Raw genomic sequence first — 15,276 nt, 5'->3', positions numbered from 1 at the left:
CTCGTCGGCTTCGACGTTGACCGTGCCGGGGTGTCCCCGTATGCTACAAGTTGCGCTGCGGGCCTGCGCGCCTCGGACGGAGCAGGTCGCGCTCGCATCTGTCGAAGACCCCACGGTCGTCAGACGGACGCCGGGATCCTCCACTCGTATGGGGATTCTTCCGGTGGGCCGTTCTCTGGCCTGTACGGCTTTCGGTGGGAGCGATCAGGGCCCCCGCGTGGCATTACCTACGACTTCATGTCCGTACCGGAGCCCTTTTCCTAATGACGAGCCCCACCGACACCTCTGTCAGCACCACCCCGCAGGTCGCGGTCAACGACATCGGCGACGCGGACGCGTTCCTCGCCGCGATCGACGAGACCATCAAGTACTTCAACGATGGCGACATCGTCGAGGGCATCATCGTGAAGGTCGACCGTGACGAGGTGCTCCTCGACATCGGTTACAAGACCGAGGGTGTCATCCCCTCCCGCGAGCTCTCGATCAAGCACGACGTTGACCCGCACGAGGTCGTCAAGGTCGGCGACGAGATCGAGGCCCTGGTTCTCCAGAAGGAGGACAAGGAGGGTCGCCTCATCCTGTCCAAGAAGCGTGCGCAGTACGAGCGCGCCTGGGGCACGATCGAGAAGATCAAGGAAGAGGACGGCATCGTCACCGGTACCGTCATCGAGGTCGTCAAGGGTGGTCTCATCCTCGACATCGGCCTCCGCGGCTTCCTCCCGGCCTCGCTGGTCGAGATGCGCCGCGTCCGCGACCTCCAGCCCTACGTGGGCAAGGAGCTCGAGGCGAAGATCATCGAGCTGGACAAGAACCGCAACAACGTGGTCCTGTCCCGCCGCGCCTGGCTGGAGCAGACCCAGAGCGAGGTCCGCCAGACCTTCCTCACCACCCTGCAGAAGGGCCAGGTGCGCTCCGGCGTCGTCTCCTCGATCGTCAACTTCGGTGCGTTCGTCGACCTCGGCGGCGTCGACGGTCTGGTGCACGTCTCCGAGCTGTCCTGGAAGCACATCGACCACCCGAACGAGGTCGTCGAGGTCGGCCAGGAGGTCACCGTCGAGGTTCTCGACGTGGACATGGACCGCGAGCGCGTCTCCCTGTCGCTGAAGGCGACCCAGGAGGACCCGTGGCAGCAGTTCGCCCGGACCCACCAGATCTCGCAGGTCGTCCCGGGTAAGGTCACCAAGCTGGTCCCGTTCGGTGCGTTCGTCCGCGTGGACGAGGGCATCGAGGGCCTGGTCCACATCTCCGAGCTGGCCGAGCGCCACGTCGAGATCCCGGAGCAGGTCGTCCAGGTCGGCGACGAGATCTTCGTCAAGGTCATCGACATCGACCTCGAGCGCCGCCGCATCAGCCTCTCGCTGAAGCAGGCCAACGAGTCCCTCGGTGCCGACCCGGCGTCGGTCGAGTTCGACCCGACCCTGTACGGCATGGCCGCGTCCTACGACGACCAGGGCAACTACATCTACCCGGAGGGCTTCGACCCCGAGGCGAACGACTGGCTGCCCGGCTTCGAGAAGCAGCGCGAGGAGTGGGAGCGGCAGTACGCCGAGGCCCAGGCCCGCTTCGAGCAGCACCAGGCCCAGGTCATCAAGTCCCGCGAGGCCGACGCCGCCGCTGCGGCCGAGGCCGGCGAGGAGGCCCCGGTGTCCGGTGGCGGCTCGTACTCCTCCAGCAGCGACGAGGGCTCCGGCGCGCTCGCCTCGGACGAGGCCCTGGCCGCGCTCCGCGAGAAGCTGGCCGGCGGCCAGAGCTGAAGCCCCGCGCTTCGGCAGCTGCCTAGCTGACTGACAGCAACCCCCCGTTCCAGGGTCTTCCTGGGCGGGGGGTTGCTGCTTTTCGCTGCCCGCCCGCCCGTGCGCGCAGTGGGCATGGACAGGGCGTGGCGCTTAAGTGGCTTTTATGTGAAGGGAATTGTGAGATGAGGCTCATCGTCCGCCTATAGGACGAAAGCGAAGTCGCACATACATTGAGGGGACTTGTCCGAAAGGCTCCCCGCATGCGCAGCTCCCGCTCCACCGCAGCAGAGGTCCAGGTTTCCCAGGTTTCCGGCCGGTTGGCCGCGCTGGGGCGAGTGTGTTTCCGGCACCGGCGTTGGGTGTTGGCGTTCTGGGCGCTGGTGCTCGCGGTGGGGGTGGTGTTCGGCGGGCGGGTGTTCGAGGGGTCGGTGGCGGCGACCGGGAGCGGCGGGTCGGAGTCGGCGGCGGGGACGGCGGTGGTGCAGGCCGCGGATCCGGTGCAGGGCACGGTGACGGCGGTGGTGGACGGGCCGGCCGTCGACGGGGCCGGGGTGAAGGCGGCGGTCGAGCGGGCGAGCGCGGAGGTGGCGAAGCTGCCGGGCGTGGTCTCGGTGGCGGACACGTACGCGTCGGGCGGGCAGCTGACCGCGAGCGACGGCAAGGCGTCGCTGGTGAGCGTGCGGATGGCGGACGGGTCGACGCCGAAGCAGCTGGCGGCGGTGACCGACCGGCTGGAGGCGATCGACGCGGACGGGGCGCGCACCGTGGTCGGCGGCGACCTGGTGCTGCAGCAGGAGGTGAAGGACCAGACCGCGAAGGACACCCGGTTCGGCGAGATCGTGACGCTGCCGCTGACCCTGGTCGTGATGGTGCTGGTGTTCGGCGGGCTGGCCGCGGCGGGGCTGCCGGGGATCGGGGCGATCGCCTCGGTGGGCGGGGCGCTGCTGGCGATGTTCGGGTTCAGCAAGCTGATGGACATCGACACCTCGGTGCTGCCGATCGCCACGGTGCTGGGCCTGGGCCTGTCGATCGACTACGCGCTGCTGATGGTGAACCGGTTCCGGGAGGAGCGCGGCCACGGCGCGGACATCGCGCAGGCGGTGGAGCGGACGGCGGCGACGGCCGGCCGGACGGTGGCGTTCTCCGGGCTGACGGTGGCGGTCGCGCTGAGCGGGCTGTTCGTGTTCACCAGCCCGGTGTTCCGGGCGGTCGCGGTGGCGGGCGTGAGCGTGGTGGTGATCGCGGTGGCGGCGGCGCTGACGCTGGTGCCGGCGCTGCTGGGTTTCATGGGGCGGCGGATCAAGGCGCCGTCCGCGCCGGTCCCGGACGAGGGGTTCTTCTCCCGCACGGTGCGCCGGGTGCAGCGCCGGGCGGTGCCGGTGATGCTGGCGTGCGTGGCGCTGCTGCTGGCGGCGGGGGCGCCGTTCCTGGGCTCGCACTTCCGCAACTCGGGCGCCGACGTGCTGCCGAAGAGCTTCGCGTCCCGGCAGGTCGCGGAGACGGTCGAGGCGCGCTTCCCCGGCCAGGTGCCGGCGGCGGTGCAGGTGGTCGTGGAGGGGACGGCGCAGCAGGCGCAGCAGTACGCGGACACCGTGGTGGCGAAGCTGCCGGGGGTGGCCGGGGTGCGGGCGGTGTCGCCGGTCTCGGACCGGGTGCAGACCGTGGACGTGCTGGTGAAGGGCGACCCGCAGGGCACGGAGGCGAAGCGGGTGGTCGGCGAGCTGCGTTCGGAGCGCGGCGGGCTGGACACGTACGTGACGGGCGACGCGGCGTCGCTGGTGGACTTCCAGCACGAGATCGGCTCGCGCGGGCCGTGGGCGCTGGGCCTGGTCGCGGCGGGGACGCTGGTGCTGCTGTTCCTGATGACCGGCTCGGTGGTGCTGCCGGTGAAGGCGCTGCTGATGAACGTGCTGTCGCTGGGGGCGTCGCTGGGCGCGCTGACCCTGGTGTTCCAGCACGGGTACTTCAGCTCGCTGCTGGGGTTCACGCCGACCGGCGGCCTGGAGACGGTGATCCCGGTGCTGGTGTTCGCCTTCGCGTTCGGGTTGTCGATGGACTACGAGGTGTTCCTGCTGTCGCGGATCAAGGAGCTGCACGACCAGGGCTACGACTGTGCGAAGTCGGTGGAGCTGGGCCTGCAGCGCAGCGGTCGGATCATCACCTCGGCCGGGTTGCTGATGGTGATCGTGTTCGCCGGGTTCGCGGCCGGGCAGATGCTGATGGTCAAGCAGATGGGCATCGCGCTGGCGGTGGCCGTCGCGGTGGACGCCACCCTGGTGCGGACCCTGCTGGTGCCCGCCACCATGACGCTGTTCGGCCGGCTCAACTGGTGGGCGCCCGCCCCGCTGCGCCGCCTGCACCGGATCGTCGGCCTGCACGAGAACGTCGAACTGCCGCCGCTGCGCCCCGTGGTGCTGCCCGCGCCCCGGCTGGTGAAGCCGCACGTGAAGCCGCGCGGCCTGGTGGGCGCCCCCTAGCCGCGACCCGGTCGTACGCTGGGCCGCATGCGACTGACGAAGTACGGCCACGCCTGCGTCCGGATCGAGCACGCCGAGGGGGCGGTGCTGATCGACCCCGGCATGTTCAGCGGGCCCGAGGTGGTGGCGGGCGTGGACGCCCTGCTGATCACCCACGAGCACGCCGACCACTTCACCGAGGGGCAGGTCCGGGCCGCCGTCGAGGCCAACCCGGGTCTGCGGGTGTACACCAACTCCTCGGTGGCCCGGCAGCTGGAGGGCATCGGCACGAAGGTGACGGTGGTCGGCGACGGCGACGCGTTCGACCTGGACGGGCTGCCGGTGACGGTGCACGGCGAGTGGCACGCCGAGATCCACCCCGACATCCCGCGGATCCCGAACATCGGCTTCCTGCTCGGCGCCCGGGCCTTCCACCCGGGCGACGCGCTGACCGTCCCGCCGGACACCGTCGACACCCTGCTGCTGCCGCTCGGCGCGCCCTGGCTGCGGGCCGGCGAGCTGGTCGACTACCTGCGCGACGCCCGGCCCCGGCAGGCGGTGGCGATCCACGAGGCGACGCTCAGCGAGGCCGGGCAGGCCATCCACGGGCGGCTGCTCGGCCCGCAGGGCCCCGGCACCGGCGGCGTGGAGTACCGGACGCTGACCGCCGGGGAGTCGCTCGACATCGCCTGAACCGCCGTGCGCGGGGCCGGAGTCGACGCTCCGTCAGGAGACGGGCACCGGCGCGCTGGTGAACGGCCGCCCGTCGAGCGTCCAGTGCGGGTCCGGGACGATCTCCAGCGCCGCGTACACGTGCGCGGCCACGTCGGTGTGGTGCAGCGGGCCGAGCACCGGGGCGCCCGGGGTGATGCCGGGGCCGCGGGCGGCGATCCAGGCGGTGCGCTCCAGGGCGGTGCGGCCGCCGTGGCCGCCCGCGTCGACGTGGCCGTGGTCGGTGACCACGATGACCGTCCACTGCTCGTGGGGGCGGCCGGGGCGGGCCTCCAGCGCGGCGAGCAGGCGGCCGAGCCGGGCGTCGGCGGTCTCGATCGCCCGCCGGTAGTCCGCGCCGCAGCCCCGGAAGTGCGCGGTCTCGTCGACCGCGCCCAGGTAGACGAAGGACGCCTGCGGGTCGTCGTCCGAGCGGCCCAGCACGTACTCGGCCTCGGCGGTGACCCGCTCGTCGCACACCTCCCACGCCTCCGGGGTGTCCTCCAGCGGCGCGATGTACGCGAGCCGGCCGGGGGCGGCGAACAGCGGGCCGCCGTCGCGGGCCAGGAACAGCGGCTCCCAGCCGCCGGCCGCGAAGGTGCGGCGGCGGTGCGCCTTCGCCAGCCGGGTGGTGAAGTCCGGGAACACGTCGAGGCGGTGGCCGCCCAGGTGGTTGCCGTACACGCCGTGCTTGGCCGGGCCGACGCCGGTGGCGATGGTCGCCCAGCACGGGCCGGACATGGTCGGGGTGGCGTCGTCCACCTCGACGGGGGCGAGGAAGCCGGCCGCGGCCACCGCGTCCAGGTGCGGGGTGTGCAGGGCGGGCAGCAGGTCGAGGCGGACGCCGTCGATGCCGACGACCAGGACGCGGCGCGGCCCGGCGGGCCAGGGGCTGGACACGGGGGTGCTCCTGTGGGGGACGGGTGAGGGTCTCCGGCACCATAGACGGCCGTCCGGCGCCCGGAATCCTGTCCGGACAACCCGGGCCAGGCGCCGCAAGGGGCGGCCGCCGGAGAGTTCCCGCGATGTTCGCCCGCCGTTCGTCCCCGCCGTCCGTCCCGGCCGGGGCCGCTGCGGCGAGGGCGGTACGGGCCGGTAACCTGGCGGCATGCTGAGGATCGGACTGACCGGCGGGATCGGCGCGGGCAAGAGCGAGGTCTCCCGCCAACTGGCCGCGCACGGCGCGGTGATCGTCGACTCGGACGTGATCGCCCGCGAGGTGGTCGCCCCCGGGACGCCCGGACTGGCCGCCGTCGCCGCCGAGTTCGGGCCCGGCGTGCTGCTCCCCGACGGCGCGCTGGACCGCCCCGCGCTCGGCCGGATCGTCTTCGCCGACCCGGACCGGCTGGCGAAGCTGAACGCCGTCGTCCACCCGCTGGTGCGGGCCCGCTCCGCCGAACTCGAGGCCGCCGCCGGGCCGGACGCGATCGTCGTCCACGACGTCCCGCTGCTCGCCGAGAACGGCCTCGCCCCGCTGTACGACCTGGTCGTGGTGATCGACGTCCCCGACGCGGAACGGCTGCGCCGGCTGGTCGCGCTGCGCGGCATGGCCGAGGACGAGGCGAAGGCCCGGATGGCCGCCCAGGCCACCCGGGAGGCCCGCCTCGCGGTCGCCGACCTGGTGCTCGACAACAGCGGCGACCTGGAGCAACTGACCGCCCGGGTCGACGAGTTGTGGCAGCAGCTGGAGCGGCGCCGGGGCTGAGCGGCGGTCAGGGCAGCAGGTCGAACACCGTCTCGGCGAGCACCGCGCCGGTGCCGGCCCGGGCCCGCAGGTAGGTGTTGCGGTCGGCGTAGCCGTCCAGGTCGGACGGGACGGCCACCTCGACCGAGAAGGCGCCCGCGGCGTCGGACGCGGTGTCCCGCAGGTCCCGGTGCAGGTACTCCACGTCGTTCTCGCCCTTGACCACGAAGGAGACCCGGACCATCGCGCCGGGCGGGAAGCCCTGCCCGGAGAGCACCGTCCGCGTCCCGCCGCGCCCGGAGTCCGGCGAGGCCAGCAGGGCCGGGGCCGCGCTCGGCCGCGGGCCGGTCGGTGCTCCGCCGGTCGGTGCTCCGCCGGTCGGCGCCCCGCCGGTCGGTGCTCCGCCGGGCAGGGTGTCGACGGCCGGTGCGGTGGGCCCCGGGACGGTCACCGTGACGGTGGGGCCGGGCACGGCGACCGTCACGGTCGGCTGCGGACGGCTGCCGGGGGCGGGCCGGGACTGGCTGAGGTAGCCGCCCGCGAAGCCGGCCCCGAGGGTGGCGACGCCGACCAGCGCGGTCACCACGGCGCTCCACCCCTGCAGGTCGAACCGGCCGGACGGGGCCGCTTCCGCGGGAGGCGGTTCCCCGGGAGGCGGTTCTGCGGGGTGCGCTTCCGCGGGAGGCGGCGGCGCGGGGTGCGCTTCCGTGGAAGGCGGCGGCGCGGGGACCGGCGGCGGCAGGGCCGGGTGCGGGGGCGTTCCGTCGGGCGGGGTCGGTGCGGTCAAGGAAGTCCCCTCGTGCTGGTCGGCGGAGTCCTGCCCCCCGGGGGCGGGTCGGTCCCCGAACGATTCGTCCCCGCACGGGTCCTGGGCGCAAACGCCGACCGGCGCGCCGCCGGGTGCGGGGCGCGGAGCGGGGCGCGATGGTGGAAGGAGCGCGCGGGGCCGGACGGGCCCGGTGCCGGAGGGACGGTCGTGATGAGCCCCGGCAGGAGAGCGGCCGCGCTGCCGTGCGGGCGGCGCGGGAAGTGGGTGGTGCTCGCCCTCTGGCTGCTGGTGCTGCTGGTGGCGGCGCCGCTGGCGGGGAAGCTCAACGGCGCGGAGGACAACCAGGCGTCCAGCTGGCTGCCCGCGAACGCCGAGTCCACCCGGGTGCTGGACGCCCAACTGCGCTTCCAGCCGGTGCAGACCGCGGACGCGGTGGTGGTGTACCAGCGCGACAGCGGCATCACCGTCGAGGACCGGGCCGAAGCGGCGCGCGACGCCCGGGAGTTCGCCGGGGCCCCGCACGCCACCGCGCCGATCGTCGGCCCGACCGAGTCCGCGGACGGCCGGGCGCTGCAGACCGTGGTGCCGGTGGTCACCGGCGACAGCGGCTGGAACAACCTCGGCCCGGCCGTCGACAGCCTGCGCGCCACCGCCGCGGCCGGCGCGCAGCCCGGTCTGGCCACCCACGTCACCGGCCCGGCCGGGATCGGGGCCGACCAGTCGAAGGCGTTCCAGGGCATCGACGGCACCCTGCTGTACGCCACCGTCACGGTGGTCGTCGTCCTGCTGCTGCTCACCTACCGCAGCCCGGTGCTGTGGCTGCTGCCGCTGCTGTCGGCGGGCGCGGCGCTCACCGTCGCCGAGGGCGTGGTGTACCTGTTCGCGGCGCACGCCGGGCTGACCGTCAACGCGCAGAGCGCGGGCATCCTGATCGTGCTGGTGCTCGGCGCGGGCACCGACTACGCGCTGCTGCTGACCGCCCGCTACCGGGAGGAGCTGCGCCGGCACCGGGACCGGCACGAGGCGATGGCGGCGGCGCTGCACCGGGCCGGCCCCGCGGTGCTGGCGAGTTCGGCGACGGTCGCCGCGTCGATGCTGTGCCTGATGGTCGCCGAGATGAACTCCACCAGCGGCCTCGGCCCGGTCTGCGCGATCGGCGTGGTGGTGGCGCTGCTGGCGATGCTGACCCTGCTGCCCGCGCTGCTGGTGGCGTGCGGGCGCTGGGTGTTCTGGCCGGTGCGGCCCGGGTACGGCACGCCCGAGCCGACCGCCACCGGCCGGTGGGCGCACATCGGCGGCTGGATCGCGGGCCGGCCGCGCAAGGTGTGGGTGGGCACCGCGCTGGCGCTGGCGGCCTGCACGGCCGGGCTGGTCTCGCTGAACGCGGGCGGGCTGAGCGCCGCCGGGACGTTCACCGGCCGGCCCGACTCCGTCACCGGGCAGCAGGTGCTGGCCGCGCACTTCCCCGGCGGGACGGGCGCCCCGCTGTCGGTGGTCAGCGACGCGGCCCCGCTGGACGCCGTCCGGCAGGCCGCCGCGAGCACCCCCGGCATCGCCGGGATCGGGCCGCCGGTGACGGCCGGCGGCGAGGCGTACTTCCCGGCCGTCCTGGCCGACCCGCCGGACTCCGCCGCCGCCAAGGCCACCGTCGACCGGGTCCGGGAGGCCGTGCACGCGGTGCCGGACGCCGATGCCGAGGTCGGCGGCTCCACCGCGGTGGTGCTGGACGCCGGACGGGCCGCCGCGCACGACAACAGGGTGGTCATCCCGCTGGTGCTGGCGGTGGTGCTGCTGATCCTGGCCGCGCTGCTGCGCGCGGTGGTCGCGCCGCTGGTGCTGATCGCCACCGTGGTGCTGTCGTACGCCGCGGCGCTCGGCATCAGCGCGTTCTTCTTCGCGCACGTCTTCCACTTCGAGGGCCAGGACCAGGCGTTCCCGCTGTTCGTGTTCGTCTTCCTGGTGGCGCTGGGCATCGACTACAACATCTTCCTGATGACCAGGGTGCGCGAGGAGTCCGCCCGCCTGGGCACCCGTCGGGGCGCGGTCGCGGGCCTGGCCGCCACCGGCGGCGTGATCACCTCCGCCGGGCTGATCCTGGCCGCGACCTTCGCCGTCCTCGGCACCCTCCCGGTGGTGGGCTTCGCCGAGATCGGCTTCGCCGTCGCCCTCGGCGTCCTGCTGGACACCCTGGTGGTCCGCTCGGTACTGGTCACCGCCCTCACCGCCGACCTCGACCACCACATGTGGTGGCCCGGCCACCCACACCGGACCGGGCCGGCGGAGGCCCCCCGGGCTGGCAGAACGGACAGAGCCGTTCCCTGACCGTACGGTGGGCGGATTTTGGCGACAGGCAACCCTCACAGAACGCTACGGGGCGATTCCAACGCGTGGCAGACTCCTTCCTCGGGACGCCCGGAGCGTCCCGGTTCCCCGGTCCGATGGCGAGCGGGGATATTCTCGGAGGGGGTTATGGCATGTCCATGGCATTATCGTTCGGCGCCGAACTCCGGCGATTGCGGCAGGAGAGGGGACTGTCGCTCGACACCCTCGCCGCGCGGCTGAAGTACACCAAGGGCTACCTCAGCAGGGTCGAACGCGGCGAACGGACAGCATCGGTAGACCTCGTCCGGCGATGCGACGCAGTTCTCCGGGCTGACGGACGCCTGCTCGCGCTGGTCGAGCGGGAGGACCGGAACGATCGGCCGGGCCTCAGCGGGCGCCGCGAGCTGATCGCCGCCGGGGCCCTCTCGCTGCTGGCCCTGTCGGTACCGACCGATCGCACGGACCGTGGTGCGGAGCACCGGACCGCGGACCCGTCCGAATTCAGCGTCCCGGTTCTGCTGCGGCAGGGGTACGACCACGCCCGTCGGCTCGGGCAGTGCGTCGACCCGGCCTTCCTGCTGCCGATGCTGACGGAGCAGGCCCGGACCACGGCGCGGCTCGCAGCGTGCTCCCGGGGGCGCACCCGGTCCGAACTCCTCCTGCTGGCTTCCCGCTTCGCCGAGTTCACCGGCTGGATGGCGCAGGAGGCCGGTGACCCCGCTGCCGCGCTGGCGCACACCGAAGAGGCGGTGGGCCTCGCCGAGGAGGCCGGGGATCCGCACCTCGCCTCCTACGCGCTGGTCCGCCGGGCGCTGGTGACGTTCTACGACAACGACGCGGCCCGGACCATCGACCTGGCAGCCGCAGCGGCGGGGGACCGCAAACTCCCGCCCCGGATCAGGGGCCTGGCCGCGCAGCGGGAGGCCCAGGGGTACGCCCTGGCAGGAGACCACCTGCGGTGTTTGCGGAGCCTGGAACAGGCCCACGGCCTCCTGTCCGCCGCCGGGGACGACGGAGAGGAGTCGAGCCCGGTCATCGGAACGAGCAACCTCGCCAACCCGGCTGCGATGGTCAGCGGCTGGTGCCTGTACGACCTGGGCCACCCCCGGGAAGCGGCGGAACTGCTCGCACGCGAGTGCCGGCGCATCCCGGCGCACGCCTTGCGCACCCGGGCCCGGTACGGCCTGCGGCAGGCGCTGGCCCACGCCGCCGCGGGGGAGGTCGAGCAGTCGTGCGCGGTCGCCGAGGACCTGCTCGGCATCGCGGGTGAGGTGAGGTCCGCGACCATCACGGCCGATGTGCGCCGACTCGACCGCGAGCTCAGGCGGTTCCGGACGAGCCGGGCCGTCCGGGAACTCCAGCCCGCACTGCTCGGCGCTCTGGCCGACAGCTGCTGACCGATCGTCAGAAGTCGAGTTTTCCATCCATCGTGTAGAAGGGGCTGTTTCGTCATGTCCACTGTCTTCGTCAACTACCGCACGGGAGACGGCGACGAGGTCGCCGCGTTGCTGGAGCACGAGCTGTCCGCCAGGTTCGGCAGCGAGCAGGTGTTCCGGGCGAGCAAGTCGATTCCGGCCGGGAGCCGGTTCCCGCAGGCACTGATCACCGCGGTCCGGCGCAGCCACGTGCTGCTCGCGGTGATCGGCCGCCGGTGGTTCGACCCCAGGACGCCCGGAGGCCGGCCGGCCGTGGAGGACCCGGACGACTGGACGCGCCGGGAGATCATCGAGGCGTTCGAGACCGGGGCGCTGGTCATCCCCGTGCTGGTCGACTCCGTGCGGATCGACCGGAGCCTCCTGCCGCTGGAGCTGTCCGTCCTCGCCGACTGCCAGTACCGCCGGCTCAGCATGCGCAATTCGCACGCCGACCTCGACCGGATCGGGGACGACCTGTCCCGGCTCGTACCGGTGCTGGCCAAGGTGGACACCAGGCCGCCGCTGGCGGGAGGCACCAAGGACAAGGAGACGAAGGAGAAGAAGGGGAGGGGTGAAAGCGGGACCAGGATCCGGACGCGGGACGGTCTGGGCCAGGTGGGCCGCGACCTGTCCGGGACGGTGGTCACCGCCCCGCGGGGCCCGGTCCACACCGGCAGCGGGGCTCAGCACAACGGCCCGCAGTTCAACGGCGACGGGGACATCCAGTACGTCGGCCGGGTCCGGGAACTCCGGCAGCAGGTGGGCCGGCCGGCCGGGCCCGAGGACGGTCAGGACAGGTGAGCGGTCCCGGCCACACCTGGGTCACCGATCCCGGAGGCCCCGTCCACGCAGGCTCGGGCGACCAGCACATCCACTACGGCTACGGCGCGGGTGAGTTCCTGGGGTCACGGGCCGAACGGCTCCGGATCGCGGAGGACCACCGGCACTGGCTGAGCCGGCGCTTCGTTCCCCCGGGCAACCTGGGCCGGGCCGCCGAGCGGCTCGCCAAGCCGGGGGCGACGGTCCTGCTGACCGGACCGGTCGGCACCGGCCGGAGAGCCGCCGGAACCTTCCTCCTGCACGAACTCTCCGACGAGGGAGGGCAACTCGAGGAACTCTCGGTCAAGGACGACGACCGAGCCGCGATCTCCGCCGGAGACCGGCTGCTCCTCGACCTGTCGGCGATCGCGGACCAGGACCAGGAGCGGGCCCTGCAGAAACTCGGGGTCTACCGCTCCGCGACCGAGCAGGCCGGTGCCCGGCTGGTGGTGATCCTCCCCGATCCGATCGAGCCGATGCTCCCCTCGGAGATCCAGCAGCAGGTGGTCCGGATCGGGCGGCCCCGACCGGACATCGTGCTGCACCGCTACCTCCGGCTGGACGGGATTCCGTTCACCTCGGAAGACCTGAAGCGGCCGGATCTCGACCTCCTGCTGGCAACGGCCCCCATGCGGGAGATCGCCAGACTGGTCCGGACGATCGGTCAGGTGCGGGAGAGCCGGAGGCACGGCAGTGGGTTCGAGGACTGGTGTACCGCCGCACTCCACGTGGTCACCGACTGGGGTGACACCGCCGCCCGGCAGGTGGGCGCGCTGGAGGACGGCTCCAAGCGCGCGCTGCTCCTCGTGGGCGCGATGTTCGACGGCGCTCCGGTCGACGCTGCGGTGGCCGGCACCGGCGACCTCCTCCGGCTCCTCGGACGCGACCGCGACAGCGCGTCGGCCCTGGACGGCCCCGACCTCCGGGTCCAGCTCGACGAGTTGGAGATGGCGCGGGACCCGGACGGCCGGGTCGAGTTCAAACAGTTCGCCTACAGCGGCGCAGTACGGTCGCACTTCTGGACCTACTTCCCCGGGCTGCGGGACGGCCTGCGGGACTGGATGGGCGACGCCGTCCGGCTACCGGGGCTCGGCCGTCCCGAGCAGCGCGATCTGGTGGTCCGCTTCGCGGAGCAGGCCCTGGCCATGGGCCGGCCGGAGGACCTGTACACCCTCGTCGAACGGTGGACCTCCCCCGGCAAGCCGATGCCGGCGGAGGCGGCGCTGCTGCTCGCCGAGGGGCTCGACCACGAGAAGCACGCTGCGGGCGTACGGGATCAGATCTACACCTGGACCACGACGGGCAACCCGACGCCGCACCTCAAGCAGGTACTGACCGATGTGTGCCGGCACGTGCTGGCCGCGACCCATCCGTCCATGGCACTGACCCGGCTCTACCACCTGGCGAGCCGGCAGGGATCGGCCGCAGCGGCCGAGGCGGCACTCGAACTGGCCCGCAGCGACCGCCGGCTGTTCCGGCACCTGTCCGAACGGGTCCCGCTCCGTGCCGGACCGGAGCCGCGCCGCGGCGAGGACCTGCTGATCGGACTGCTCGATCCGCGCCACCTGCTGATCGAGCCGACCTCGGAAGAAGTCGAGTCAGTCTGGCGCAACGTCATGTCAGGTACGGAGCCGGCCCGTTGGGCCCGCGTGGCGTACGAGTGGCTCACCGCGGCCGCGACCGAACGCGGTTGGGAAGCAGCGCCGGACGTCCTGGTCCGGGCGGCCCGGCACCGGAACGACCTGCTCACCCGGCTCTACCTGGTGGCCCTGGGATGGGAGCGGGCCGGCCCGGAAATCCCCGGTGCCGGTCGCCGGGCGGTCGCCGAACGGCTGCGGCAGGCCGTCGACCGGGCGCAGGGCACCGGCCCGCGCCGCCACGACAACGAAACGACGAATTCTTCGGAGGTCTCGTGAACACCCGTCATCGGGCCCAGCTGTTCTTCGCGGTTCTGCTGAGCGGCCTGACACCGATCTTCCTCGGTCGGCACTTCGGCTGGTCGATCTGGCTGTGCGTCTTCGGCAGCGCGGTGCTGGTGGCGTGCACGGGGCTGCTCATGATGGCCCGGATCCCCCGGGCGGCCGCATCGGAGGTGCCGCCCGTGCAGCGGCCGGTGCCCGAGCCGGAGCCGCCGACCGAACCGCCGTTCCGCGAAGTGCCCCTGCAGAACCTGCCGCTCCCGAGCTCCCGGCCGGACTACGACTTCCGGTTCTCCGCGACCGTTCTGTGGCGGCCGACCCAGCCGCTGTCGTTGACCTCGCACGCCAACCTGGCCGGCCTCGCCGCGGACGCGATCCTCGTGCGGGCCCGGCAGGTCTCCGCGAACGAGGATCCCGGCCGGCCCGATCTGCTGGCGATGCGGCTCACGGGACTGCTCGGCAGTCCCGCGTACGACGGCGGTGGCCTGGTGCTGGCCATGGCCGCCGGGATCACCGTGACCCTGACCGGTGAGGACACCGAGCGGCTCGAGAAGATGACGGTCCTCCGCAAGGTGGAGGAAGCCTGGGAGCAGCACCGCCAGTACGAGCGCGGCCGCCGGGACTACTTCGCCGGTGAGGTGTTGAAGAGCCCGGGTTCCGCGGTGGTGTGGTGGCTGAGCAGGCACGAGGACGAGATCGAACAGGCGGTGCAGCTCATCGGGCCGCTCGCGGAACTGTCCGCAGCGGCCAACGACTCCGATGTGCCCGAGGTCTTCCGGTGCTATGTCGGCCGACGGCCCGGTGCTCCGGGAGACCCCTGCGGGGGCTCCGGGTTGGACGACGAGCTGACGGACCTGCTGACGCAGGAGAAGCAGGCGGCGAGCGGCACCGGCGACGACGGTTTCGCCGAGAAGATGGCCGACCTGATGAACGACCTCGGCCTCTCTCCCGACAGCGCGGAGGGCCTGGTGTGGCTCGACCGGGTCGGACGCGCCACGCACGCGGCCCGGCCCGACCGGGAAGCGGCCGGGCCGGACCCGGAGGACCTGGCCGGCACCGGTGGAACGTCCGACCAGTACGACCGGGAACCGCCCCGGCCCGGAGCCCCGTGGCAGGACTTCCAGAACGACTGACCGTCCCTGTCCGGTCCCGCACGCCACCGACGTGCAGGACCGGACAAGGCTCCGTTCACTCGCCGGTGGCCGCCGGGAGTCCGGTCTCCGGGCGGCCCCAGTCGGACCAGGAGCCGTCGTAGACGGCGGGGGCGGGGTGGCCGGTGAGGTGGGCGGCGAAGGCGAGGATGCAGGCGGTGACGCCGGAGCCGCAGGTGGTGACGAGGTGGGGGCGGCCGGCGGTGGCGGCGGTGAGGCGGGCGCGCAGGGCGGGGAGGGGGAGGTAGTGGCGGCCGTCGGGGGTGAGCAGGTCGGTGAAGGGGAGGTTGGTGG

Annotated in this window: 12 protein-coding genes; 9 read left to right on the top strand and 3 right to left on the bottom strand. The window is 73.2% G+C overall.

The genetic code is table 11. The annotated features are described in order from the left end of the window. Positions 1-263: 263 nt before the first annotated feature. The 3 genes from rpsA to IH44_RS0115115 all read left to right on the top strand — a co-directional run bounded on the left by rpsA (position 264) and on the right by IH44_RS0115115 (position 4,885). The gene (rpsA, locus tag IH44_RS0115125) at positions 264-1,754 is read left to right on the top strand and encodes a 30S ribosomal protein S1 (protein WP_030460063.1); all 1,491 of its coding nucleotides are present in this window, start codon (positions 264-266) and stop codon (positions 1,752-1,754) included. Between the two features lie 341 nt (positions 1,755-2,095). Continuing rightward, on the top strand, positions 2,096-4,213 hold the full coding sequence (locus IH44_RS49400; RefSeq protein ID WP_198544993.1) for an MMPL family transporter: 2,118 nt from the start codon (positions 2,096-2,098) through the stop codon (positions 4,211-4,213). A 27-nt stretch (positions 4,214-4,240) separates the two neighbouring features. Continuing rightward, the gene (locus IH44_RS0115115) at positions 4,241-4,885 is read left to right on the top strand and encodes an MBL fold metallo-hydrolase (RefSeq protein ID WP_030460061.1); all 645 of its coding nucleotides are present in this window, start codon (positions 4,241-4,243) and stop codon (positions 4,883-4,885) included. 33 nt (positions 4,886-4,918) lie between these two features. Here IH44_RS0115115 and IH44_RS0115110 read toward each other — a convergent pair whose 3' ends face one another. Next, a complete protein-coding gene (locus IH44_RS0115110; RefSeq protein WP_030460060.1) occupies positions 4,919-5,803 on the bottom strand; it encodes an alkaline phosphatase family protein in 885 nt (294 codons plus the stop codon). Positions 5,804-6,011: 208 nt separating this feature from the next. On the opposite strand from IH44_RS0115110, the gene coaE reads away from it, so the two are divergent. Next, positions 6,012-6,608: a dephospho-CoA kinase gene (coaE, locus tag IH44_RS0115105; protein ID WP_030460059.1), complete on the top strand. Its 597-nt coding sequence runs from the start codon at positions 6,012-6,014 to the stop codon at positions 6,606-6,608. A 7-nt stretch (positions 6,609-6,615) separates the two neighbouring features. Here the strand turns inward: coaE and IH44_RS0115100 are convergent, their stop codons facing one another. Beyond that, entirely contained in the window at positions 6,616-7,170 is a 555-nt protein-coding gene (locus IH44_RS0115100) for a hypothetical protein (protein ID WP_030460058.1), read from the bottom strand. A gap of 396 nt (positions 7,171-7,566) precedes the next feature. Between IH44_RS0115100 and IH44_RS0115095 the strand changes: the two genes are divergently transcribed. The 5 genes from IH44_RS0115095 to IH44_RS41050 all read left to right on the top strand — a co-directional run bounded on the left by IH44_RS0115095 (position 7,567) and on the right by IH44_RS41050 (position 14,964). Next, on the top strand, positions 7,567-9,678 hold the full coding sequence (locus tag IH44_RS0115095) for an MMPL family transporter (protein ID WP_030460057.1): 2,112 nt from the start codon (positions 7,567-7,569) through the stop codon (positions 9,676-9,678). A gap of 152 nt (positions 9,679-9,830) precedes the next feature. After that, entirely contained in the window at positions 9,831-11,075 is a 1,245-nt protein-coding gene (locus IH44_RS0115090; RefSeq protein WP_030460056.1) for a helix-turn-helix domain-containing protein, read from the top strand. Between the two features lie 54 nt (positions 11,076-11,129). Next, positions 11,130-11,894, top strand: coding sequence for a toll/interleukin-1 receptor domain-containing protein (locus IH44_RS0115085; protein WP_030460055.1), 765 nt, complete (start codon positions 11,130-11,132; stop codon positions 11,892-11,894). Continuing rightward, positions 11,891-13,828: a hypothetical protein gene (locus tag IH44_RS0115080; RefSeq protein WP_051816924.1), complete on the top strand. Its 1,938-nt coding sequence runs from the start codon at positions 11,891-11,893 to the stop codon at positions 13,826-13,828. The genes IH44_RS0115085 and IH44_RS0115080 overlap by 4 nt, the downstream gene beginning before the upstream one ends. Continuing rightward, positions 13,825-14,964, top strand: coding sequence for a hypothetical protein (locus IH44_RS41050; protein ID WP_051816923.1), 1,140 nt, complete (start codon positions 13,825-13,827; stop codon positions 14,962-14,964). The genes IH44_RS0115080 and IH44_RS41050 overlap by 4 nt, the downstream gene beginning before the upstream one ends. A 55-nt stretch (positions 14,965-15,019) precedes the next feature. Here the strand turns inward: IH44_RS41050 and IH44_RS0115070 are convergent. Continuing rightward, a partial coding sequence (locus tag IH44_RS0115070; RefSeq protein ID WP_030460052.1) for a 3-mercaptopyruvate sulfurtransferase occupies positions 15,020-15,276 on the bottom strand: 257 nt, incomplete at its 5' end.

It is taken from the genome of Kitasatospora sp. NRRL B-11411 (assembly GCF_000721345.1).
Lineage (GTDB): Bacteria > Actinomycetota > Actinomycetes > Streptomycetales > Streptomycetaceae > Kitasatospora > Kitasatospora cineracea.
The sequence above is the reverse complement of the archived record's forward strand: the minus strand, read 5'-3'. Positions and strand labels throughout refer to the sequence as shown.

Coding starts and splice junctions, on each gene's coding strand:
- IH44_RS0115115 (WP_030460061.1), top strand. CDS start 4,241: ATGCGACTGACGAAGTACGGCCACGCCTGCGTCCGGATCGAGCACGCC.
- IH44_RS0115090 (WP_030460056.1), top strand. CDS start 9,831: ATGTCCATGGCATTATCGTTCGGCGCCGAACTCCGGCGATTGCGGCAG.
- IH44_RS0115085 (WP_030460055.1), top strand. CDS start 11,130: ATGTCCACTGTCTTCGTCAACTACCGCACGGGAGACGGCGACGAGGTC.
- coaE (WP_030460059.1), top strand. CDS start 6,012: ATGCTGAGGATCGGACTGACCGGCGGGATCGGCGCGGGCAAGAGCGAG.
- rpsA (WP_030460063.1), top strand. CDS start 264: ATGACGAGCCCCACCGACACCTCTGTCAGCACCACCCCGCAGGTCGCG.
- IH44_RS0115095 (WP_030460057.1), top strand. CDS start 7,567: ATGAGCCCCGGCAGGAGAGCGGCCGCGCTGCCGTGCGGGCGGCGCGGG.